Below are 21,440 nucleotides of genomic sequence, written 5' to 3'. Positions count from 1 at the left end.
CCTAAAGCTAAAGAGAACCGGAATAGATTTCTAAAGAATTTCTAAAAAAACGAAAAAGCTTTTCAGCAAAGCACTGCTGCCTTGCCGAAAAGCCCATCAGATACTTATTTAATAACCATAATAACTAATACCACCAACTACTGCAATCAAAATAAAGAAGATCACAAATACATACGAAATAACCTGAAGAATCAGGGACGCTCTGCAGTAGTTACGCCGGTTCAGACTGCCACTATTACCAAACGCCCAGATAATATACAGGATCAGTCCCGCACATGGAATAATTCCGACAATCAGCGTTAAAAGCCATTCTCCGGTAGAAAGCGGAGATAGATCCATCTGCTTCGGCGGCATCTGATAATTGTTCTGGCTATTGTAATTGTTATTGTAGCCGCTCGCGTTAAATCCGGTATTATAACCGCTATTCTGATACTGGTTGTCAGAGTACCCATTGGTATAAGCTCCGCTCTGATTGGTTCCGTTATAATACGAATTTCCGTTGTAAGTATTATTTTCATAAGTTCCATCCGAAGTTCCGGAATGGCAAGCGCTTCCGCCCGGTGCTGACTGTCCGTAGCCGCTTCCGTTTTCTGACTTTGGCATTTCACCGTAAGTATATGCCGGATGACCTTTTTCTTCCTGCTTTAAATTATCGTCCGCTGCCTCTTTTGGCACGCTATTGTCATTCTTTGCCTGCGGCTCTGCTTCTGTATATCCTGCATTGGGATCGGTGTAAGAAGATGGACTCTTTTCCTCCCCTTCACTATTCTCAGTTGTCTGGTCATTTAAGTTATTATCCATATCCCAAAACCTCCTGTGTATTCATTTTTTTCATCATAGCACACCAAAAAGCTGAAAACAATAGCTCTTTTTGCCAAATTACTGAATTCAAAGACTAGATTCTGAATATCAAATCTATTAGCCGGTTATTTGATCCGCAACCTCTGACCGACATAAATCAGATTCGGATTTTGTAGTTTGTTCAACCTTGCGATTTCCTGATAAGATGTTCCGTATATCGCTGCAATTTTCGAAAGCGTATCCCCGGATTTGACGATATGATACTTGTTTTCTTCGGCATTGACTCTGCTTTGTACTTCTTCATACCGTTTCCCCAGAACCGTTTTCCGCACTTCCCCGTTGCCATATTTCCCGGCACGCACTTCCTTTGCCAGTGTCTCTGTACTGGCACCGGAAATATAGTCGATCATCCCCTGCACTTCTCCATATCTGGTTCCAAGCCAGCTTTTCCGTTCTTCCCCATTTCCAAATTCTCCACGCATCGTCCGAAAAACCAGATCCAGCGTAGTTCCTTCCTGGTTTTCTTCCTCTTCAGAAGGTTTCTCTGGAGTTGTCTGGTTTCCTTTTCCAGCATACCGGCTCCACGCCTGCCGGTCTCCGTAGAATTTATTCAAATCCAGATTGCCATTCCATCCGCTTAATCTTCCCGAAGAACTGTACTGCCGCATCACACAGGCATATGCACCCTCATTCCATGGATTTTCCTGGTACCCGATTGGCTCCATACTCGCGTACTGCGCTACCCACAGTCCATAGTTTCCGATATTCTGCAATCGGCTCATCATACTTTGCTGCACATAAATCACAGGATTGACGCTGGTCTTTGTTGAAATATAATTACACCAGGCTTTCACCCATTCCCGGTCATTCACACCAAATGCCGGATTGGACCGCCCTTCCCAGTCCAGCACAAGCATTGCCTCCCCCACACGGCTCCCTGCATTCTTCAGAAAATATTCTGCCTCCGCCTGTATATTTCCACCAGACGCATAGTGATAAATGCCCAGGCATTTCCCTGCTGTTTTCGCCTGGCGGTAGGCTCTTTCGTAATCCGGATTTACATAACCGGTTCCTTCTGTCGCCTTAATCACCACAAAATCACACGGGACAACCGCAAGATTGATCCCACTTTGCCAGTTACTGATGTCAATTCCATTTAATGCCATACCACTTCTACTCCTACTCTTCTTTTCCTGCCTGCTTGATAATCTGATGGATGTAGGTACTCAGTCCTGCAACAACAATGCCCTGCGTTACGGATGCGAAAACTGCGGTCAACACATCCTGTGCTCCTGCGAAATGTGCGGTAGATGTCACCCAGATCCCGCAGATGATAATGCCTGTCGCCCCAAGCGTGATCGGAATATATTTATCTTTGATAAATTCTGCTTGTTTAAGTGCAATTCCGAAAAAGTATAGAACTGCGGTCACAATAAGCAGTTCCGGTTTTACATAATCCATAAGTTGCTCCATTATCTGGATAGCCTGCCTTTCTTTTTGGGGATTTTAAGGAAGATTTCTTTTGAAAAATAATTCGATCAGATGTGGTATTAGTATATGTGAGAAATAGGATTTGGTGTCAAAAGAAAGTAATGCCCTGGTGGCTTAATTTTGTATACGTATTGATTTAATGCGTATCCTGATCACTTATATAACCGGCTAAAAGAGCTTTCATTTCCTCTTCAAAATAATTTACTTTTTCTTCACTCACTGCTTTTACCTCCATACATAAAAATAGAAGACTCAGCTATTAACCAAGTCTTCCGTAATGTTTTTAGTCTGTTATTTTAATTTCTTTAATATCGTGTTCATTAAACCCTATCCAGTCGCCAGAACGTTGAGGACAATCTTCGATACAAATTCCAGCTACTCCTTCTGGCTCATTATCTTCAGGATAAATATAGTCAGATACAATTCCCTCAAATATTTCGTTATCAATATCTGTAATTTTTACTCTTTTTTCTTCTAAATCCTTTGTTATTTTCATACTTATTTGATCTCCTTGGATATATATGAGTTCCGGTTTTAGAATATACGATCATACCGGCATCAGTTTCTACTTCCTTCCCGTTTATATCTAAATGAACACCAATAGCTTTCGTATCTGTAAATTTTTCTTTCCGTAACCAATTTCCATTTTTGTCAAGTAACGGGGTTCCCTTTCCACTGTGTTTATCAACTAATCTTTGTGCATAATCTAAATCACCGTACAAATAGCTCAGTAAGAGTGCTTCATTTAAAAGATGCAATGGAAAATGGAATATATGTAGATAAGAAGGGTGAAAGTAGAACACCATCTCCATCTACAAAAGAACGAATCAAATCAATGTTTAGATTGAGCTTGAAAAAGTAGATCTTGAAAACTGAGAAATAACTGGTGGCATGAAGACTAAAGCAGGTACTAACCGAACGGTTCCTATTCATCCTAGAATTAGACCTCTTGTTATTAAATGGTACAATAAGGCACAAGAGTTGAACAGTGAATACTTATTTAATTGTACTGATACGAATACAGCAAGATCTAATTTAATGCTAACATATGATAAGTATAGACGTAGAATAGAAGCACTTGTTGATGCTTTAGAATTGAATCCAGATCACAGAGCTCACGACGGTAGAAATACTTTTATAACGATGTGTAAAAATGCTGGTGTAGATGAATATGCTATTAAAAAAATGGTGGGTCACGAAATATACGACATTACTGAAAAAGTCTATACTAAGCGTGACCCACAATGGTTGCATAATGAAATACTGAAAATACAGTAAATTGTTAGTTCGTATAGTGTATGAGTAAGGTGTAGGACTAATGTATGAGTAATGTATGAGTTAACTACATTTTCCTACTTTTTACTACCATCTACTGCATTCACAAGCCCTTATTTTACGCGGTTTTCTTAGAATTTACCAGCTTTGTGAGCTTCCTCGATACTTACAGCAACAGCGACTGTCATTCCGACCATCGGGTTGTTACCTGCACCGATAAGACCCATCATTTCTACGTGAGCCGGTACAGATGAAGATCCTGCGAACTGTGCATCAGAGTGCATACGTCCGAGTGTATCTGTCATACCGTAAGAAGCCGGTCCTGCTGCCATGTTGTCCGGGTGAAGTGTACGTCCTGTACCACCACCTGAAGCAACTGAGAAGTATTTCTTTCCTGCTTCTACGCATTCTTTCTTGTATGTACCTGCAACCGGATGCTGGAAACGTGTCGGGTTTGTAGAGTTACCTGTGATAGAAACGTCAACGCCTTCTTTCCACATGATAGCTACACCTTCACGTACATCATTTGCACCGTAGCAGTTTACTTTAGAACGGAGTCCGTCAGAGTAAGCGATTCTCTGAACTTCTTTCAGTTCTCCTGTATAATAGTCATAGTCTGTCTGAACATATGTGAATCCGTTAATTCTTGAAATGATCTTTGCAGCATCTTTTCCAAGACCGTTCAGGATAACACGAAGAGGTTTCTGACGAACTTTGTTTGCTTTTTCAGCGATACCGATTGCACCTTCAGCAGCTGCGAATGATTCATGTCCTGCAAGGAAGCAGAAGCAGTCTGTTGTTTCTTCAAGAAGCATCTTTCCAAGGTTACCATGTCCCAGACCTACTTTTCTCTGATCTGCTACAGATCCCGGAATACAGAAAGCCTGAAGTCCTTCTCCGATTGCTGCTGCAGCATCTGCTGCTCTTGTACATCCTTTTTTGATTGCGATTGCTGCACCTGTGATGTAAGCCCAGCATGCGTTTTCAAAACAGATTGGCTGAATACCTTTGATCTGGTTGTATACATCCAGTCCGGCATCCTTTGTGATCTTTTCAGCTTCTTCGAGTGAAGCAATGCCATAGCTGTTTAAAACTTCATTGATTTTATCAATTCTTCTCTCATATGATTCAAATAAAGCCATTTAATTGTCCTCCTGAAAATATTGTTGCCTATATAACCCGTTAATTACTTATGTATGTAATTAGTTTTTACGCGGATCAATGATCTTAACGGCATCAGCTACACGTCCGTACTGTCCTTTAGCTTTTTCCCAAGCTTCGTTCGGAGTATCGCCTGCTTTGACAAAGTCTGTGAATTTTCCAAGACTTACGAACTGGTATCCGATGATTTCATCATGGTCATCAAGAGCGATTCCTGTTACATAACCTTCTGCCATTTCCAGGTAACGTGGTCCTTTTGCGAGAGTTCCGTACATTGTACCAACCTGTGAACGAAGTCCTTTACCAAGGTCTTCAAGTCCTGCACCGATCGGAAGTCCTTCTTCTGAGAATGCACTCTGAGTTCTTCCGTATACGATCTGTAAGAAAAGTTCTCTCATTGCTGTATTAATTGCATCACAGACAAGGTCTGTGTTAAGTGCTTCCAAAATAGTCTTTCCTGGAAGAATTTCTGAAGCCATAGCTGCGGAATGAGTCATTCCTGAACATCCGATAGTCTCCACAAGTGCTTCCTGAATAATACCATCTTTAACGTTCAAAGTAAGTTTGCATGCACCCTGCTGTGGAGCACACCAGCCGACACCATGTGTAAGACCGGAAATATCTTTGATTTCTTTAGCCTTTACCCATTTTGCTTCTTCCGGAATTGGAGCTGGTCCGTGGTTTGCACCCTGAGCTACCGGACACATCATTTCTACTTCATGTGAATAAATCATGTTAAAACTCCTTTCAAATACATCTGTTTTTCTTTTATAAGGCGTTTGTGATTGTTTTAACACCATATGTATTTATTTTCGCACAATTTTCGACATTCGTCAATTGTTACTTTGTACAAGATTCCAGAACTCACTATCTGTTTTATATTCAATTATTTCTTTCATAGTAAACGGCGCTGTGATCCATCCACTCTCCGCAGATGATTTTTTCCCATCTCCCGGGTAATGGTAAGTAATTCCGATCTCAATTCCATCCTTATCTACAAAGAATGCATCAAAGTACCGGTTCTCCAGGATTTCCCCATTTAAAATCTGTCGGAAATCATTTAATTTCACATTGCTTAACACCTCTGCCGATGGTGCTTCACCCTTCATCTTTTTCATCCAATCGTGCATAAATGCATCGCTTAGATCCACGATATCTGCCACTTCAAACTGCTTTGCGTCAGAAATACGGATGTTGCGGGTACGGAGGTCACAATACTGCGCAGAAGTATTTCCTGCATAATAAATATCATTGAATGCTACGCTGATAAAATCTTCTCCTGCATAAGAAACCTTGTACGTTACAAGACTCCCTAAAAACGGGTTCGATTCCTCCAACATTTTCTCTTTCATAGAATCACTCGGAGCCAGATATAAGGTATTGACCGTACTCATCGCACAGTCCTTCAGCATTTCATTGATCTTGTCAATATTTTCACCTTCCACACCTGTGATCTGCGGATATTTGACATCAAACTGCATCGGATATTCGCCTTTATTTCCATTGGAAAAATAAGTGTAATTTTCCTCCGTGATCGTATACGGCAGATTTTCTGCCTCGTAGCCTTCAATTGCCTCGATTCCCTGTGCTTCTTCAGAACTGCTGTCCTTATTATCCTCTTCATTTCCATTACTGCCAAAGATATCGTCAATTTCTCCGTCCTCATCCGGGTTATATTCAAAAATCTGTGACGAATCCTCCTGTTTTCCTTCACCACTCGCAAAATTGCTGATGATTTTTCCGAAAAGCAGTCCCAGGAATATCAGAAAAATAAGTACGATAACTGCGATCCCGATAAAAAGTCCCGTATGTTTCTTTCCATTATAGGAAGATCTTACATTTGCCGGTGATATCATCAAATCCATCGGAACAAAACGGATCCCGTTCTTTTCCTGAACCGGTGCCAGATCCCGGAATCCCATATGGTGATAAGCTTCCGTACTCACAACCGATGCATTGACCGTCATACGCATCAGGGCAAACTGCATCGTACAGTATCTGCACATTTCACCAACAAGAGCCTTCGCAATCCCTTTTCTCCGCAAATCCGGGCGGATAAACAGAAGGGAAATATGTCCATCCCTCCGCACGGCTCCGACACCGCCAAGATCCTGTCCTTCTACCGCGCCAAAGACGATCATCTCTCCGCTTTCGACAAGAGGCATAAAATTCTCCATCTTGATAAAGTGGGCAAATTCCTCAATTCCCCGCTGCGTACAGGAATTGGCGTTTTCTCTGATAAATACATCCCATACCAGATGCAGACCTTCCACAACCTCCTGACTGCTATATAGTCTTTTTATGATCATTTTTCTGTACCTCATCTTTTCCAGAATGAACTGGTTTTCTCTCTTACGCCCTCTTTAAAAGTTCTTCCCGCAAGAGCGTGATCGCACGTGCAACCGCATAGTCCCGGTTCTTCTCACGATTGCCGGTAAAACGGTACTCTCTTACCGTTACCTCTCCTTTTACCGCACATCCGATATACACAAGTCCGACCGGTTTTTCCGCTGTACCGCCACCAGGTCCTGCGATTCCGGTTACACTAAGTGCCGCATCCGCACCTGCCGCCTTTGCTGCCCCAAGCGCCATCTCTGCTGCTGTCTGTTCACTGACTGCCCCGTAGGTTTCCAGTGTCTCATGCTTCACACCAAGGATCTTTTCTTTCGATGCATTCGCATAAGTAATATATCCTTCATTGTACACGCCGGAAGCTCCTGACACATTCAGAAGTCTGCCGGAAAGCTTTCCTCCTGTACAGGATTCTGCCGTTGTCACAGTCATCTTCTTCTCTTCCAGAAGACGGATCACTGACTCTTCCAGTGTCACATTCTCTTCGGTCGTATAAACAGCATCACCAAAACGCTTCTTCATCTCTTCGATCATCGGCTCCATCAGTTTTTCTGCCGCTTCTTCAGAGCATGCTCTTGCAGTCACACGAAAATGTACCTCTCCTGTCTTTGCATAAGGCGCAAGCGTCGGATTGGTCTGTGCATCCATCAGATCAGCAACCATGGTCTCTGCCCTGCTTTCCCCGATCCCGCACACTTTTACCATATGGGAATAGATTCCCTCCGGCTGCTTTTTATTGAGGTACGGTGCAATGTCGTGTTCAAACATCGGCTTCATCTCATTCGGAGGCCCAGGGATCAGGATTGCTGCTTTGCCGCGCTCTTTATCCTCAAGGATCAGTCCAGGTGCCGTTCCGTTCAGATTGTCGATCACGATCGCGCCTTCCGGAACCAACGCCTGCTTCCAGTTATTTTCCGTTACTTTTTTACTCTTTATCTTTTCAAAATAATCCTGGATCCGTGCTTTGGAATGTTCATCCATATAAAGTTTTCTGCCAAATACCTTTGCAGTTACTTCTTTTGTCAGATCATCCTTGGTAGGTCCAAGTCCCCCTGTCAGAATTACGATATCAGCGCGCTCAATTGCCTGGCGGATTGCTTCTTCCATACGCTCTTCATTGTCACCGACAACAGTCTGGTGATATAAAGAACAACCTAGCAGAGCACATTTCTCTGCTAGGTATGCTGCGTTTGTATTCACAATGTTGCCAAGTAAAATTTCAGTGCCGACAGAAATCAGCTCTACAACCATTTTACATGCCTCCCTGTGTTAATACCTGTTTGTTCTTTGCAATATAATCGATCAGTGAAACGACGGTCAGGAACAGTGCTACCCATGTAAGGACTGTTCCTACAACATTCCACACACCGCCCAGATCCATGATCAGCACAATGATCAGTGCCATCTGCGATACGGTTTTGAATTTGCCCCAGTAGCTTGCCGCAATGACGATTCCATTGTCAGAAGCAACCAGACGGAATCCGCTGATGATAAATTCTCTGGCAATGATCACCAGAACAACAATGACATTCAGTCTGTTCATAGATGTCAGACAGATCAGCGCGGTACATACCAGCAGCTTGTCTGCAAGCGGATCCATAAATTTGCCGAAGTTCGTTACCAGATTGTACTTTCTGGCGATTTTCCCATCCAGCATATCCGTCAGGCTGGCAACACAGAAGATCACAAGTGCGATCCACTTATCTGCTGCTCCGGTAATATCAAATAACATAAACACTACAAAAAACGGAATTAAAATCACTCGTAAAATCGTTAACTTATTTGGTAAATTCATAATAACTCTCCTATCAAATCATAATCTGCCGATCCGGTCACTTTTACCCTTGCAAAATCTCCCGACATCAGTTCTTCCGATGTGTTCACAAAAATAAGTCCGTCTACATTCGGCGCATCCCGGTAGGTTCTTCCCACATAGGCATTCTCATCTGCCACCTTGCCTTCGATCATCACAAGCAGCTCTTCCCCAATCCGGTCTTCTGCCTGGTCAAATACGATATCCTGCTGAAGTTCCATGAGCTCTGCCTGACGTTCCTCTTTGACTTCTTCCGGGATCTGATCCGGCATAGATGCTGCAGGAGTATCCTCTTCCGGTGAGTAGGTAAATACGCCAAGTCTGTCGAATTCCATCTGATCCACAAAATCCATCAGCTCTTCATGCTGTTCCTGTGTCTCTCCCGGGAATCCAGTGATCAAAGTTGTGCGAAGTGCGATATCCGGAATCTCACGTCGAAGCTTCTCAATGGTCTCGATGAGCTGCGCTCTGGAAGTCCGTCTTCCCATTCTCTTCAGGATACCATCGCTTGCATGCTGGATCGGGAGATCCAGATAATGGCAAATCTTTGGTTCCTCCTTGATCACCTGAATCAGCTCATCCGTGATTTCCTCCGGATAGCAGTATAAAATACGGATCCAGCGAAGTCCGCTGATCTTGCAAAGCGCTCTCAAAAGCTGTGGAAGCCGCTTCTCCCCGTACAGATCGGTTCCGTACATGGTGGTCTCCTGTGCTACCAGGATCAGCTCCTTCACCCCTCCGTCTACCAGATTCTGCGCTTCCTCCAGCAGATGCTCCATCGGCACACTCCGGAAATCTCCTCGTACCTTCGGGATAATACAGTAAGTACAGTGCTTGTCACAACCTTCTGCAATCTTCAGATAAGCGAAATGTCCGCCGGTCGTCACCATACGGTGCGTGTCTGTCACCGGGAGATAATCCACATCCTTCATAGTCAGGCGCACATCTCCGCGCTCCATCGGACTGTCGCTTAAAACTCCATCGATCACGTGTGCGATCTCTTCATAAGAAGTCGTTCCGAGAACCGCATCAACCTCCGGGATTTCCTGAATGATCTCTTCTTTGTATCTCTGTGCAAGACAGCCTGTTACGATCAGGGCTTTTAATCTACCGGTCTTCTTCAGATCTGCCATCTCAAGAATATTCTGGATACTCTCTTCCTTTGCGTCATGGATAAAGCAGCAGGTGTTAATGATAATGACATCTGCCATTGTCTCATCGTCCACCATCTGGTGACCGTCCTTTGCAAGAATCCCAAGCATGACCTCCGAATCCACAAGGTTCTTGTCACAGCCTAATGAAATGAATAATATATTCATAAAATAAATTTCTCCTCAAGCATAATTTCTGGGCGGCAGGGGAAATCATCTTCACCGGAAAATAAAATCCCCTATCATAAGAATACCCCGCAGACAGCTGCAGGGTATCGAACTTCTTTTATTTATCTGCATCTTCTGCAATAATTTTGATCTTTCCACTGTTCAGCTCATCAATTGCAATAGAAAGCGGCTTTTCGCCGTCCTTAACAGGAACAAGCGGCATCTCGCCGTCAATGATCTGTCTCGCTCTCTTTGCTGTTGCAAGAACGATAGAATAACGGCTGTTGACAATCTTAGTTGCGCCTTCTTCCACGTCCTGATTTACTACTTTCATCAAATCGGTATATGATGGATGTAACATAAATTCTGCTCCTTTCCTACAGTTCCTTTAGTTCTTTTCTGATATCATCTATAAAGTCAGCATTCCGGCTTACCCGGTCATGCTCACCCTGAATAATGCTGTGCATCTCTTTTGCGCAGCGCTCCAGGTCATCATTGATCACAAGATAATCGTACTTCTCTACGCCCTGTGATTCTTCTACTGCCCGCTTCATTCTCGAATCGATCACTTCTGCGGTCTCGGTTCCCCGTCCTACCAGTCTGTCTTTCAGTACCTGCGCACTCGGCGGAGTCACGAACATTAGCAGGGTATCCGGATACTTCTCTTTCACTTTCAACGCACCCTGGATCTCAATCTCAAGGATCACATCCTTGCCTGCCTCTAACTGCTCCATAACATACTGCTTCGGAGTTCCATAGTAATTTTCTACATATCTAGCATACTCTATAAGCTCATCACGCGCAATCATTTTTTCAAATTCTTCTTTGGTTCTGAAAAAATACTCTCTTCCATCTTCTTCCCCGACACGAGGCTGTCGCGTGGTTGCAGAGATCGATAATGCATAATTATCATAGTCCTGCATCAGCTTTTTCATCAGTGTTCCCTTACCGGCTCCGGAAAATCCGGATACTACAATAAGGATTCCTTTTTTTTCTCTCATAATCAGTTCTCCTGCATACTCAGACATTGAAATGTTATTTTAACACATCTTTTTACATTTTTCAAAGCTTTATTCAATATTTTGAATCTGCTCACGGACTTTTTCAATCTCAGTCTTCAGATCAATCGCATAATTGGATACTTCCAGATCATTTGCCTTGGATAAGATCGTGTTCGCCTCACGGTTCATCTCCTGCGCAATGAAATCAAGCTTGCGTCCGATTCCCTCTGTCTGTTCCAAAGTTTCCTTCATATGCTTGATATGGCTTTTCAGCCTTACCACTTCTTCATCTGTACAGATCTTGTCAGAGAAGATCACAACCTCAGCCGCGATCCGTCCTTCGTCGATCTGGGTGTCCCCAAGAAGCTCCTTCACTTTCGTTTCCAGCTTCTCCCGGTATTCAGCAACGATCTGCGGAGATCGCTCTTCAACCCTGGCAACAACTTCCAGCATTCCATCCAGCTTGCCAATGATATCCTTTTTCAGGTTCTCACCTTCTGTAGTCTTGGTCTGTACAAACTGTTCGCATGCGCCTTTCATTGCTTTTTCAAGACCACTCCACAGTTCTTCCTCATCCACAGACTGTTCTTCCATCGTAAGGACTTCCGGGCAGCGTGCAAGTGTGGATACCCGCACATCATTGTCAAGCCCAAACTGTTCTTCCATCTGCTTAAAGCTTGCCATATATTCTTCTGCCAGCTTCTGGTTATATTTCAAAGTCATCTGGCTTTCTGTCATATCTTCATACCCGATGAAAATATCAATCTTTCCTCTCTGCACATACTGCTTGAGCAGGTTGCGGATCGCGGACTCAAAGAAGTTAAGCTTCTTTGGCATACGGATATTCACATCCAGGTAACGGTGATTAACCCCCTTCATCTCTACGGTAAATTTGCGGTCTGCTTCGGCGATCTCACACCGTCCAAAGCCTGTCATACTTTTTATCATTTGATTTTCCCTCTTCTTACTGACCTTTTAAGGGCCGTTTTACTATCGATTATTATAGTTCATTTACACTTACTCGTCAACCGGGTGACAGGGCATTTTCACTTGTCTATGCATGCCTCTCTATGCTATAATGAGCCCATTGAAAAAAGAATGTGCCCTGGCATATTCCCGGATAAATATGAGGTGAATTTTTAAAATGGCTTTTGATGGAATTACAATCGCAAATATCGTAAAAGAATTAAATGATACCATCCTGAACGGACGGATCGCCAAGATTGCACAGCCGGAAAATGATGAACTGCTTCTCACGATCAAACCTGCAAAAGGGCAGGTAAGACTGGTCATCTCCGCAAGTGCATCCCTGCCGCTGATTTATCTGTCCAGAGATAACAAACCAAGTCCGATGACTGCGCCGAATTTCTGTATGCTTCTGAGAAAACATATTGCAAATGGCCGCATCGTAGGCATTTCTCAGCCTTCCCTGGAACGGATCATCCGCTTCGAGATCGAGCACCTGGATGAACTTGGAGATCTGTGCCGCAAATCCCTGATCGTTGAGATTATGGGCAAGCACAGCAATATTATTTTCTGTAATGAAAAAGGAATGATCATCGACAGTATCAAGCATGTTTCCGCGCAGATGAGTTCTGTGCGTGAGGTTCTTCCGGGAAGAGAATATTTTATCCCGGATACTATGAAAAAAGAAAATCCACTTGGCATACCGGAGGAAAATTTCACACAGGAACTTCTATCCAAACCAATGCCGGTCGGAAAAGCGATCTACAACAGTTTTACCGGAATCAGTCCGGTTGTCGCCGAAGAGATCTGCTATCTGGCAGGAATCGACTCTTCTGTTCCGGCATCGGAGATGTCCGGTGATCTGCTGGCGCATCTGTACCGGCAGTTTACCTATTTTATGGAGCAGGTGACAGAAAGCAAATTCTCTCCTGCTATTTATTACGATGGAAATGAGCCGAAAGAGTTCTCATCTCTTCTGCTCACCCACTTTTCCAACTATCAGATAAAATCTTATGATTCGATTTCCGAAGTGATCCGGACTTATTATTCTTCCCGTGATCTGATCACCAGGATCCGCCAGAAATCTTCGGATCTGCGCCGTGTGGTTCAGACAGCACTGGAACGTAACCGCAAGAAATACGACCTGCAGTTAAAGCAGCTTCGCGATACGGAAAGCCGCGATAAATACAAGGTATACGGAGAACTGATCCACACCTACGGTTACAATCTCGAAGAAGGTGCAAAAGAACTGGAAGCACTCAATTATTATACTAACGAAATGATCAAAATTCCGCTGGATCCGCAGAAAACACCACAGGAAAATGCAAAGAAATATTTTGACCGGTATAATAAACAGAAACGTACTTTCGAGGCTCTTTCAGAACTGATTAAAGAAACGAAAGATGAGATTGATTATCTGGAGTCCGTCAGCAAATCCCTGGATATTGCACGAAGCGAGGATGACCTGATCCAGATCAAGGAAGAACTGATCGAAAGTGGATTTATCCGCAGAAAGCAGTCCGCCAAAAAGGTGAAGATCACAAGCAAACCGTTCCACTATATTTCTTCAGACGGTTTCCATATGTATGTTGGAAAAAATAATCTTCAGAACGAAGAACTCACCTTCCATTTTGCAAATGGCGGGGACTGGTGGTTCCATGCGAAAAAGGCACCGGGTTCCCATGTCATCGTGAAGACGAACGGGGAAGAACTTCCGGACCGGACCTTTGAAGAGGCAGCCAGACTTGCTGCGCATTACTCGAAGAATTCCGGGGCTGAAAAGGTGGAGGTTGACTATGTAGAGAAAAAACATGTCAAGAAACCAAATGGAAGCAAGCCTGGGTTTGTCGTGTATTATACCAATTATTCGATGATGATAGATAGTGATATTACTGGGATTCAGGAAGTACAATAAGATAGGTTGTGACACCACCAGAGAAGAATAAAATCCACCCCATTCCAAGTTGTGCAAAGCATTCCGATGAGCCTCTTAGGGCGAGAATCGTGTTCAGCAAAGGCTTCCACGATTCTTGAGTCTCATCTCCATTGCACAAGATAGGAATGGGGTGGATTTTATTCGATATCAGTATTTACTTGATCTCATATACTTTATCTAACTGCGTCATACATGCCTGGATTTTCTTCATACCCTCATCATCAGCAGGTTCTCCGGAGAAGTAATAGGTGACTTTGCTGGGTTCTCCTGGGGTGGTTTGTTCGGGGAGAACTCTTTTTAGCTGGCGGAGGGTGCCTTCGTTGCCGTCTACAAAGTGGATTTCTCCCGGGAAGATTTTGCGGAAGGATTGTTTGAAGTAGTTGAAGTGAGTACAGCCAAGTACGACTGCAGCATACTGGTTGAGTGTATAGCTCTGAAGGCTGTTTTTCAGGTATTCATCTACTTCCGGGTCCTGGAATCTTCCGGCTTCGGCAAAGCGGACCAGTTTTGGAAGCGGAGCCAGATCTACTTCGTGTTCTGTGTCAACCCGTTCCAGAAGGCTGTGTAATTTTTCTCCGGCTATCGTAACCGGTGTTGCTGTTACCAGAATCCGTTTCTGCATATCCTGATATAGCTTGAGCGCGCGCTTGACTGCCGGTTCCATACCGACGATCGGTACGGCAAATTCGCCTCTGAATTCTTTCGTTGCCACGCTGGTTGCCGTATTACAGGCGATTACGATTGCATCAACCTCCTTCGCGATCAGGAAATTCAGAACCTCTTCTACATATCCTTTGATCTGTTCCCTCGTCTTTTCTCCGTATGGAACATGCTTTGTATCCGCATAATATATAAATTCTGCTTCCGGCATCTTTTTCAGTGCGCGGTGAAGCACAGAAAGTCCGCCGATCCCTGAATCATATATTCCGATTTTCATTGGTGTTACCTCGATTTCTTATTTTCTTATCTGGTTTAAAGCCAAAATCTGTATCTATTTTTATTCAATTTAATGATGTGAGTGTCAAAAGTAAATTTTGCCACTCACTGATGTAACCGGATTGCTTCATTGCTATGCAATTCCCGCAATGTTCGATTTAAAAGTCAAAATCTGCATAATCTTCCGGCAGGAAACGATGATAAATAATATGGCATCCTTCATCTTTAAAGCAATAATAATACTTGTCTTCTCCCTCTTCAAACCGGATCATCCGGTCAAATTCTCCATTGTCCATAGGTTCTGCCACGATCTTGTCTGAATGAGAACGGAACAATACTTCGATATCTTCCATCGTGCAGCCATGCTTTGCGACAAGTTCCACCAGCTCTTTGATAAATTCATTCGGTTTCATATTTTCATGCACATATTCCGATGCTTTTTCCGATAAAGCAAAGCAAAAACGGTCCTTTGCATGTGTAATCCCGACTTCCCCGAAAATATCTTCTGCTGCTTTCGGAAAAGCTGCAAGGAGCTCCTGCATTTCTTCCGAATCTGCATTCGTCTCCATAAAATGATTCAGTGAACTGAGCGGATAATAAAGCCGGATCATCTCTTTCCGATATCCGAGCTTTGCCTGCTCTTCCTTTACCAGATCGATTAAACTCTTTTCCAAACGCTCGTATCCCATATATATTAAAGCTCCTGTCTTGATAAAATTATGTAAGTCTGCTGCTGCAAACAAAAATATTTTATCACATTCTTTCCATTTTCGCCACTCACACCGTTGAAGAATTCTCTTATTTTCGTTATCATAAAAGAAATATACATTATTTTCAGTATAAAAGACTCTTCAAGAATATAAACACAATTTGGAAAACAGGAATCGAAACTTAAATATCCAGATACCTGGGAGGTTAAAACACATGGATGAACAGACAATCAGACAGCGGATTTCCACGCAGCGTGATTTTTTTGCAACCGGCGCAACACTTCCGCTTTCTTTTCGATTAAAACAATTAGAACAGCTAAAACTTGCACTCAAACGCCATGAACAAGATCTGTATACAGCACTAAAAACGGATCTTGGAAAAAGCCGGATGGAAAGCTATATGTGCGAAATCGGTCTGACACTTTCCGAGCTTACCTGGATGCAAAGGCATTTACCAAAGCTGATGCGCTGTAAAACCGTCCCTACTCCGCTGGCACACTTCGCCGCCAAAAGCTTTCAATCGCCATCCCCCTACGGAACCGTACTGATCATGAGTCCCTGGAATTACCCGGTACTCCTCACTTTAGAACCGCTGATCGATGCGCTCGCCGCCGGAAATACCGTCATCCTGAAGCCAAGCGCTTACGCTCCACACACCAGTCAGATTCTGAGCCAGATCCTCAAGGAATGTTATCCGCCGAAATATGCAACGATGATCACCGGAGGCCGGGAAGAAAATCAGGCGCTCTTAAACCAGCGTTTTGACAAAATCTTTTTCACCGGAGGAAAAACGGTTGGAAAAGAAGTCCTTCGTCATGCTGCCGAATACCTGACTCCCGTCACTCTGGAGCTTGGTGGGAAAAGCCCGTGCATCGTGGATTCCACGGCGAAAATTTCTCTCACCGCAAGGCGGATCGTATTCGGAAAATACCTCAACTGCGGACAGACCTGCGTTGCCCCGGATTATATCCTCTGCGATGCTTCTATTCGTGACCGGCTGCTTCAGGCACTGGAAAAAGAAATCCACCGGCAGTTTGGCAAACAGCCTCTTCAAAATCCGGATTATGGGAAAATCATCAACGAAAAACATTTTCACCGGCTGCAGAACCTGATTGCTGCCGACAAGCTAGTCTGTGGAGGTGAGTCCGATCCGTCTACCCTGCGCATTGCCCCGACCATCCTAAAAGATGTCACCTGGGACGATCCGGTCATGGGCGAAGAAATTTTCGGACCGATTCTTCCGGTACTTACCTATTCTGACCTGAATGATGCAATCCGGCAGGTCAAATCCCATCCACACCCGCTTGCACTCTATCTTTTCACCGAAGATCCTGCTGCCAAAAAGAAAGTCCTTGCCAGATGCCATTTTGGCGGCGGCTGCATCAACGATACCATCATCCACCTCGCCACCAGCCAGATGCCGTTCGGCGGTGTCGGAGAAAGCGGAATGGGATGCTATCATGGAAAAGAAGGATTTGAATGCTTCACACATCAGAGAAGCATAGTCGATAAGAAAACCTGGATGGATCTGCCGATACGGTATCAGAAGTACCGGTTCTGGAAAGAAAAAATGCTGAGAGGCTTCCTGCGCTAGGATTAGCGCAGGAAGAGCTTCCCAGCAGATATAACATCACGAACTTACCTTCTCAATCAGACACTGATGTTCTATCACATCAAAAGGGCTCCTCATCATAAATATCTGCCGCAATTATCCAGAATGCTCTGTACTCCCCGCAAATCGAATATTGAAATTCCAGGAAATTATTTCTGGATAATATCAGCACTTTTCACTCAGACATGTTCTGAGACACTTGCATACGATCTTCCATATCGCCCATCCGATAAACATCCCAACTGTATTTGTTACCACATCATCCAATTGTAAATATCCTCTCTGCGTAATATGCTGTGTGATCTCTATACCACAGGAACATAAAAAACCAATCAGCACACATTTCCAACCGCTTCTGACTTGTTTAAAAACTATTGGTAACAATACACCAAAAGGAATAAACATAATAATATTCTCAATAAACATAGCATGCATATGGAAAGAATGTCCCCATGTTTCAAATAACACTAAACTAATTTCTTTCCTGCTCCCCGCTTCTCTTGAAAAAAAGACAGTCTGAAAGGTAACAATAATATAGGCAATAAATAATATCCACGCAATTCTATATTTTTTATTAATTCCATTATCCTTTTCCTGCTTTTGAGAACCTTTCTTATACACCCAACTAATAAAAAATACAAGACAAGCACTAAAAATGATTGCCGGAATCAGCCACATTACTGGTTGATTAAAATCTTGAATTATTATTTTTTTGTACAACTTGATTTTTAATCACCTTCCTTTTTAGTATCATATCAAATCAATTATTTTAGATATTTTTATTCTTTCTTCCTTCAACAGGCTCACTTCAATTACAACAATGGTATCGCATACTTTTTCATTTTGTGCCTCCAAACGATTTTATCACTTATCCAAGATTGTTTTCAATATTATCTTTTAGTAATAATTATATCCTAAAATAAATTTCTAAATTCCACCTCTTCGTCTCGGAATGAATGACTCATCCTTGTCCACAGCTTTGTTCTTATATTTTCTGATGCTTCTTCTGTTTTTTATTGCTTCGATCATTTTTCCTCATATTCTCCTTAACCTCGTCCGGTACATCGATCAGACCGAACCGGTAGAACATTCCGTATATGATTAGGGTGTCAAAATAGTAAAAAAGTTGCGATATTTTGATAAAGTTTTACAGTTAAAGCACCTAAATCCGTTATGCCTAACTTGACGAAATATGTTAAAAATGATAACATTACATATGTTGTAGAAAAATACTGGGTAAAAAAGAAAGTCGCTTAAGTGGAAGATAAGCGACATTTGTTTTTATGATTAATCCAAAAAAGTGCCGCTTCATCATCGTTTTGATGACTTCGCGGCACTTTTATATACTCTACTATAAATAATTTCTTCCACTTCTAATTATCTCCCACACTCGGTATCCCACGCTTCCATAGTAATAACTCATCGGAGCATCTCCCGGAAAATACCTTACCATTCGGTACACATAATATAGAATCAGTCCTACGCACAGAAGAATCACCCATTTCCCAAGACTCTTCGTTTCTTTTCTCTGTATGTATCTCCGCATGCCAAACCATCCCACCAGAATAATCACACCATAAATAAACGGATGCATTTTCCATGCCCCGGCAAAGTCCCCTCGCAGCACCATAAACATCGCTCTTGTAAGCCCGCATCCCGGACAAGGAAATCCCGTCATGATCACCATTGGACACAGACTGTATAAAAACTTTCTTCCTATAACAAAATAAATTGCAAATAGAAGAATCGCAATGCGGATATTCCATAAGTCCTGTAAAAGCATCTTTATTCCTGCTATTAATCTATTTTTCACAAAAGTGTTCCCAACTTTCTTATTGAGGTGCATCTTTTTTCAAAATATCCTGCACATAATCAATCGGTCTTTTTACTGCTTCCGAAATCATTTCATCTGTGCATTTCATTTCATGTAAACTCCAGATAAATTTAACCGTTGTCTCCTCCTGTCCTATCTCTCGCCCTTCTATTCTACCTTCTTCTCTTCCCTCTTTTCTTCCTTCTTCTCTTCCTCGTCTAATCAACACATCACTAAATCCCGTCATCGTCATAGCCACATCCTCCTTAAATTCCTCTTCCCATTCAATATGTGAATATGTCTCTATTTCTTCTATATTTCCCACAAATATCTGATTAAGATAATCAAATATCCCTGCATCTTCGCCCCGTATCCGATATTCATCCGTCTCCGAAACTGGAGCATCACTGACAACCTCATCTGATGTAATCGATGCAAGGTCCAGACAATTCAAGATCTCTTCCTGAGAACACCCTTCAAATTCTGGAATCACCATCTCCATAATCGGCACAATGATCTCTTTGCTCTTAAAGAGTTTCTTCACGCCCTTGTCATACTCTGCGCCAATATTTACAGATGATGCAATGTCGTATTTTGTTTCTATTTTCATTTCTATTTTGGATGATTTTCCACCTAACCGTCAACCAATAAATTTTCTTTTCCTTCTCCATTTTTTCTATTATAACATACCCCACGATATTCTAAAAATTAAATTTTCCTAACTTTCTCTTTCCATCCTTTCATCCTTCCGCAGTCGAATGAACTCAATAAAAAAAGGATCCGGATGCATTTGCAGAAGCCTAAGAAAAACTTGTTCTCAGGCTCCGAAACAGCATCCGGATCCTTTTTTTCATTATTTATTTACTTAATGATCTTCTTCGGACATTTCTCCGCACATTTTCCACAGTTTGTACATTTTTCCGGATCAATGTGTGCGATGTTATCTACTACATGTACTGCATCAGATTCACATACTTTTTCACACATCTTACATCCGATACATCCTACGGAACATACGCTCATAACGTCTTTTCCTTTATCTTTTGAGCTGCACTGTACGAGATGCTTCTGTTCATAAGGTACAAGCTCGATCAGATGTTTTGGACAAGTGGCGATACATTTACCACAGGCTTTACATGCTTCTTTGTCAACTACTGCAATTCCGTCTACGATATGGATCGCATCGAACAGACATGCCTTTACGCAGCTTCCGAAACCAAGACATCCGAAAGAACATCCTTTTGGTCCGCCATTCTGCATCATGGCTGCCATCTGGCAATCTGTAATTCCTGTATAATCATATGCCTGTTTTGCTTTTTCGCAGGTTCCTGCACATTTTACAAATGCAACTTCGTGTACGCTTTCACCGGCTTCTTCGCCCATGATCGCTGCGATCTTTGCTGCTACCGGAGCACCGCCGACCGGGCACTGTCCTACCGGAGCTTCTCCTTTTGCGATAGCTGCTGCAAGACCGGAACATCCGGCATATCCACATCCACCACAGTTGTTACCCGGAAGTTCTGCGAGAATCGCTTCTTCTTTTTCATCTACTTCAACTGCAAATTTCTTGCCTGCAATTCCAAGGAAGACACCGATGAATACGCCGGTACCGCCTACGATAAGTGCAGCAATCAATACTCCTGTTATACTCATAACACGGTCCTCCTTCTGTTAAATGATTCCTGAGAATCCAAAGAACGCGATGGACATCAGTGCTGCTGTAAGCAGTACGATCGGAGTTCCCTGGAAAGACTCACTGATATCGTTGTATTCGATCTTCTCACGGATACCAGCCATGATCACGATCGCGATCGTGAATCCGACTGCTGTGGAGAATCCGTATACAACACCTTCAAGAATGTTATATCCTTTTGTTACACAGTTCAGTGATACACCAAGTACTGCACAGTTTGTTGTGATCAACGGGAGATATACACCAAGTGCATTATAAAGCGGAGGCATAACCTTCTTGAGGAACATTTCTACAAACTGAACGAGTGCTGCGATAACCAGGATAAATACGATGGTCTGCAGATACTCAAATCCTGTCGGATGTAAGATGAACTGGTAGATCGCACCGGTAATGAAAGATGCGATTGTAATAACGAAAACAACTGCGCCGCCCATACCGGCTGCTGTCTCAATTTTCTTAGAAACACCAAGGAAAGGACAGATACCGAGGAACTGGCTGAGTACGACGTTGTTAACAAGCGCCGAACCAACTGCTATAATAAGTAATTCTTTCATCTCTTAT

Annotated in this window: 24 protein-coding genes; 3 read left to right on the top strand and 21 right to left on the bottom strand. The window is 42.9% G+C overall.

The features are described from left to right. Window positions 1-108: 108 nt before the first annotated feature. The 5 genes from AB5213_RS05520 to AB5213_RS05500 form a co-directional block, all read right to left on the bottom strand. Complete coding sequence (locus AB5213_RS05520; protein ID WP_368276409.1) at window positions 109-801, bottom strand: hypothetical protein; 693 nt, start codon at window positions 799-801, stop codon at window positions 109-111. A gap of 125 nt (window positions 802-926) precedes the next feature. Further along, entirely contained in the window at window positions 927-1,967 is a 1,041-nt protein-coding gene (locus AB5213_RS05515) for a GH25 family lysozyme (RefSeq protein ID WP_368276408.1), read from the bottom strand. A gap of 13 nt (window positions 1,968-1,980) precedes the next feature. Next, window positions 1,981-2,274: a phage holin family protein gene (locus AB5213_RS05510; RefSeq protein WP_172676441.1), complete on the bottom strand. Its 294-nt coding sequence runs from the start codon at window positions 2,272-2,274 to the stop codon at window positions 1,981-1,983. A gap of 301 nt (window positions 2,275-2,575) precedes the next feature. Continuing rightward, window positions 2,576-2,788 carry a hypothetical protein gene (locus tag AB5213_RS05505; RefSeq protein ID WP_368276407.1) on the bottom strand — a complete coding sequence of 71 codons (213 nt, stop codon included), beginning with the start codon at window positions 2,786-2,788 and terminating at the stop codon, window positions 2,576-2,578. Next, window positions 2,736-3,098 (bottom strand): polymorphic toxin type 50 domain-containing protein, encoded by a 363-nt coding sequence (locus AB5213_RS05500; RefSeq protein WP_368276423.1) that lies wholly within the window; start codon window positions 3,096-3,098, stop codon window positions 2,736-2,738. The genes AB5213_RS05505 and AB5213_RS05500 overlap by 53 nt, the downstream gene beginning before the upstream one ends. 85 nt (window positions 3,099-3,183) lie before the next feature. Here AB5213_RS05500 and AB5213_RS05495 point away from each other — a divergent pair, with 85 nt between their 5' ends. Further along, a complete protein-coding gene (locus tag AB5213_RS05495; RefSeq protein WP_173691884.1) occupies window positions 3,184-3,570 on the top strand; it encodes a tyrosine-type recombinase/integrase in 387 nt (128 codons plus the stop codon). A gap of 128 nt (window positions 3,571-3,698) precedes the next feature. Here AB5213_RS05495 and AB5213_RS05490 read toward each other — a convergent pair whose 3' ends face one another. The 9 genes from AB5213_RS05490 to AB5213_RS05450 form a co-directional block, all read right to left on the bottom strand. Beyond that, a complete protein-coding gene (locus AB5213_RS05490; RefSeq protein ID WP_008375150.1) occupies window positions 3,699-4,709 on the bottom strand; it encodes a GGGtGRT protein in 1,011 nt (336 codons plus the stop codon). 60 nt (window positions 4,710-4,769) lie between these two features. Next, window positions 4,770-5,462 (bottom strand): iron-sulfur cluster assembly scaffold protein, encoded by a 693-nt coding sequence (locus tag AB5213_RS05485; protein WP_022220480.1) that lies wholly within the window; start codon window positions 5,460-5,462, stop codon window positions 4,770-4,772. Window positions 5,463-5,561: 99 nt separating this feature from the next. Continuing rightward, entirely contained in the window at window positions 5,562-7,037 is a 1,476-nt protein-coding gene (locus AB5213_RS05480; RefSeq protein ID WP_173684992.1) for a GNAT family N-acetyltransferase, read from the bottom strand. A gap of 43 nt (window positions 7,038-7,080) precedes the next feature. After that, window positions 7,081-8,331 carry a competence/damage-inducible protein A gene (locus tag AB5213_RS05475; protein WP_195487918.1) on the bottom strand — a complete coding sequence of 417 codons (1,251 nt, stop codon included), beginning with the start codon at window positions 8,329-8,331 and terminating at the stop codon, window positions 7,081-7,083. A gap of 1 nt (window position 8,332) precedes the next feature. Continuing rightward, window positions 8,333-8,875, bottom strand: a complete 543-nt coding sequence (pgsA, locus tag AB5213_RS05470; RefSeq protein ID WP_173684994.1) for a CDP-diacylglycerol--glycerol-3-phosphate 3-phosphatidyltransferase — start codon at window positions 8,873-8,875, stop codon at window positions 8,333-8,335. Further along, window positions 8,872-10,212, bottom strand: a complete 1,341-nt coding sequence (gene rimO / locus AB5213_RS05465) for a 30S ribosomal protein S12 methylthiotransferase RimO (RefSeq protein WP_055155590.1) — start codon at window positions 10,210-10,212, stop codon at window positions 8,872-8,874. Before rimO ends, pgsA begins: the two co-directional genes overlap by 4 nt. Window positions 10,213-10,330: 118 nt before the next feature. After that, window positions 10,331-10,573, bottom strand: coding sequence for a DNA-directed RNA polymerase subunit omega (gene rpoZ / locus AB5213_RS05460; protein ID WP_022220478.1), 243 nt, complete (start codon window positions 10,571-10,573; stop codon window positions 10,331-10,333). Window positions 10,574-10,589: 16 nt separating this feature from the next. Further along, window positions 10,590-11,213, bottom strand: coding sequence for a guanylate kinase (gene gmk, locus AB5213_RS05455; RefSeq protein ID WP_022220477.1), 624 nt, complete (start codon window positions 11,211-11,213; stop codon window positions 10,590-10,592). A 69-nt stretch (window positions 11,214-11,282) separates the two neighbouring features. Then, window positions 11,283-12,161 carry a YicC/YloC family endoribonuclease gene (locus tag AB5213_RS05450; RefSeq protein WP_008375132.1) on the bottom strand — a complete coding sequence of 293 codons (879 nt, stop codon included), beginning with the start codon at window positions 12,159-12,161 and terminating at the stop codon, window positions 11,283-11,285. Between the two features lie 196 nt (window positions 12,162-12,357). On the opposite strand from AB5213_RS05450, the gene AB5213_RS05445 reads away from it, so the two are divergent. After that, the gene (locus AB5213_RS05445) at window positions 12,358-14,094 is read left to right on the top strand and encodes an NFACT family protein (protein WP_368276406.1); all 1,737 of its coding nucleotides are present in this window, start codon (window positions 12,358-12,360) and stop codon (window positions 14,092-14,094) included. Between the two features lie 175 nt (window positions 14,095-14,269). On the opposite strand, the gene murI is transcribed toward AB5213_RS05445, so the two are convergent. Further along, entirely contained in the window at window positions 14,270-15,052 is a 783-nt protein-coding gene (murI, locus tag AB5213_RS05440) for a glutamate racemase (protein WP_270475849.1), read from the bottom strand. 157 nt (window positions 15,053-15,209) lie between these two features. Then, window positions 15,210-15,740 carry a DUF3877 family protein gene (locus AB5213_RS05435; protein WP_173689794.1) on the bottom strand — a complete coding sequence of 177 codons (531 nt, stop codon included), beginning with the start codon at window positions 15,738-15,740 and terminating at the stop codon, window positions 15,210-15,212. A 214-nt stretch (window positions 15,741-15,954) separates the two neighbouring features. Between AB5213_RS05435 and AB5213_RS05430 the strand changes: the two genes are divergently transcribed. After that, on the top strand, window positions 15,955-17,355 hold the full coding sequence (locus AB5213_RS05430) for an aldehyde dehydrogenase (RefSeq protein WP_270475933.1): 1,401 nt from the start codon (window positions 15,955-15,957) through the stop codon (window positions 17,353-17,355). A 183-nt stretch (window positions 17,356-17,538) separates the two neighbouring features. Here the strand turns inward: AB5213_RS05430 and AB5213_RS05425 are convergent, their stop codons facing one another. The 5 genes from AB5213_RS05425 to AB5213_RS05405 form a co-directional block, all read right to left on the bottom strand. Then, window positions 17,539-18,093, bottom strand: a complete 555-nt coding sequence (locus AB5213_RS05425) for a VanZ family protein (RefSeq protein WP_195509060.1) — start codon at window positions 18,091-18,093, stop codon at window positions 17,539-17,541. Between the two features lie 631 nt (window positions 18,094-18,724). Continuing rightward, on the bottom strand, window positions 18,725-19,186 hold the full coding sequence (locus tag AB5213_RS05420) for a DUF2752 domain-containing protein (RefSeq protein ID WP_368276405.1): 462 nt from the start codon (window positions 19,184-19,186) through the stop codon (window positions 18,725-18,727). Window positions 19,187-19,205: 19 nt separating this feature from the next. Next, entirely contained in the window at window positions 19,206-19,796 is a 591-nt protein-coding gene (locus tag AB5213_RS05415; protein ID WP_215633953.1) for a hypothetical protein, read from the bottom strand. 251 nt (window positions 19,797-20,047) lie between these two features. Continuing rightward, window positions 20,048-20,839, bottom strand: a complete 792-nt coding sequence (locus AB5213_RS05410; RefSeq protein ID WP_368276404.1) for an RnfABCDGE type electron transport complex subunit B — start codon at window positions 20,837-20,839, stop codon at window positions 20,048-20,050. Between the two features lie 18 nt (window positions 20,840-20,857). Next, window positions 20,858-21,433, bottom strand: a complete 576-nt coding sequence (locus AB5213_RS05405) for an electron transport complex protein RnfA (RefSeq protein WP_008375114.1) — start codon at window positions 21,431-21,433, stop codon at window positions 20,858-20,860. Window positions 21,434-21,440 lie beyond the last annotated feature (7 nt).

It is taken from the genome of Coprococcus sp. RTP21204st1_G4_RTP21204_210225 (genome assembly GCF_040915385.1).
Classification (GTDB): domain Bacteria; phylum Bacillota; class Clostridia; order Lachnospirales; family Lachnospiraceae; genus Allocoprococcus; species Allocoprococcus comes.
This window is presented reverse-complemented; position numbering and strand designations above follow the sequence as displayed.

Excerpts from the sequence above, each read along its gene's own strand:
- AB5213_RS05520 (WP_368276409.1), bottom strand. The coding sequence starts at position 801 with ATGGATAATAACTTAAATGACCAGACAACTGAGAATAGTGAAGGGGAG.
- AB5213_RS05515 (WP_368276408.1), bottom strand. The coding sequence starts at position 1,967 with ATGGCATTAAATGGAATTGACATCAGTAACTGGCAAAGTGGGATCAAT.
- AB5213_RS05510 (WP_172676441.1), bottom strand. The coding sequence starts at position 2,274 with ATGGAGCAACTTATGGATTATGTAAAACCGGAACTGCTTATTGTGACC.
- AB5213_RS05505 (WP_368276407.1), bottom strand. The coding sequence starts at position 2,788 with ATGAAAATAACAAAGGATTTAGAAGAAAAAAGAGTAAAAATTACAGAT.
- AB5213_RS05500 (WP_368276423.1), bottom strand. The coding sequence starts at position 3,098 with ATGGTGTTCTACTTTCACCCTTCTTATCTACATATATTCCATTTTCCA.
- AB5213_RS05495 (WP_173691884.1), top strand. The coding sequence starts at position 3,184 with ATGAAGACTAAAGCAGGTACTAACCGAACGGTTCCTATTCATCCTAGA.
- AB5213_RS05490 (WP_008375150.1), bottom strand. The coding sequence starts at position 4,709 with ATGGCTTTATTTGAATCATATGAGAGAAGAATTGATAAAATCAATGAA.
- AB5213_RS05485 (WP_022220480.1), bottom strand. The coding sequence starts at position 5,462 with ATGATTTATTCACATGAAGTAGAAATGATGTGTCCGGTAGCTCAGGGT.
- AB5213_RS05480 (WP_173684992.1), bottom strand. The coding sequence starts at position 7,037 with ATGATCATAAAAAGACTATATAGCAGTCAGGAGGTTGTGGAAGGTCTG.
- AB5213_RS05475 (WP_195487918.1), bottom strand. The coding sequence starts at position 8,331 with ATGGTTGTAGAGCTGATTTCTGTCGGCACTGAAATTTTACTTGGCAAC.
- pgsA (WP_173684994.1), bottom strand. The coding sequence starts at position 8,875 with ATGAATTTACCAAATAAGTTAACGATTTTACGAGTGATTTTAATTCCG.
- rimO (WP_055155590.1), bottom strand. The coding sequence starts at position 10,212 with ATGAATATATTATTCATTTCATTAGGCTGTGACAAGAACCTTGTGGAT.
- rpoZ (WP_022220478.1), bottom strand. The coding sequence starts at position 10,573 with ATGTTACATCCATCATATACCGATTTGATGAAAGTAGTAAATCAGGAC.
- gmk (WP_022220477.1), bottom strand. The coding sequence starts at position 11,213 with ATGAGAGAAAAAAAAGGAATCCTTATTGTAGTATCCGGATTTTCCGGA.
- AB5213_RS05450 (WP_008375132.1), bottom strand. The coding sequence starts at position 12,161 with ATGATAAAAAGTATGACAGGCTTTGGACGGTGTGAGATCGCCGAAGCA.
- AB5213_RS05445 (WP_368276406.1), top strand. The coding sequence starts at position 12,358 with ATGGCTTTTGATGGAATTACAATCGCAAATATCGTAAAAGAATTAAAT.
- murI (WP_270475849.1), bottom strand. The coding sequence starts at position 15,052 with ATGAAAATCGGAATATATGATTCAGGGATCGGCGGACTTTCTGTGCTT.
- AB5213_RS05435 (WP_173689794.1), bottom strand. The coding sequence starts at position 15,740 with ATGGGATACGAGCGTTTGGAAAAGAGTTTAATCGATCTGGTAAAGGAA.
- AB5213_RS05415 (WP_215633953.1), bottom strand. The coding sequence starts at position 19,796 with ATGAAAATAGAAACAAAATACGACATTGCATCATCTGTAAATATTGGC.
- AB5213_RS05410 (WP_368276404.1), bottom strand. The coding sequence starts at position 20,839 with ATGAGTATAACAGGAGTATTGATTGCTGCACTTATCGTAGGCGGTACC.
- AB5213_RS05405 (WP_008375114.1), bottom strand. The coding sequence starts at position 21,433 with ATGAAAGAATTACTTATTATAGCAGTTGGTTCGGCGCTTGTTAACAAC.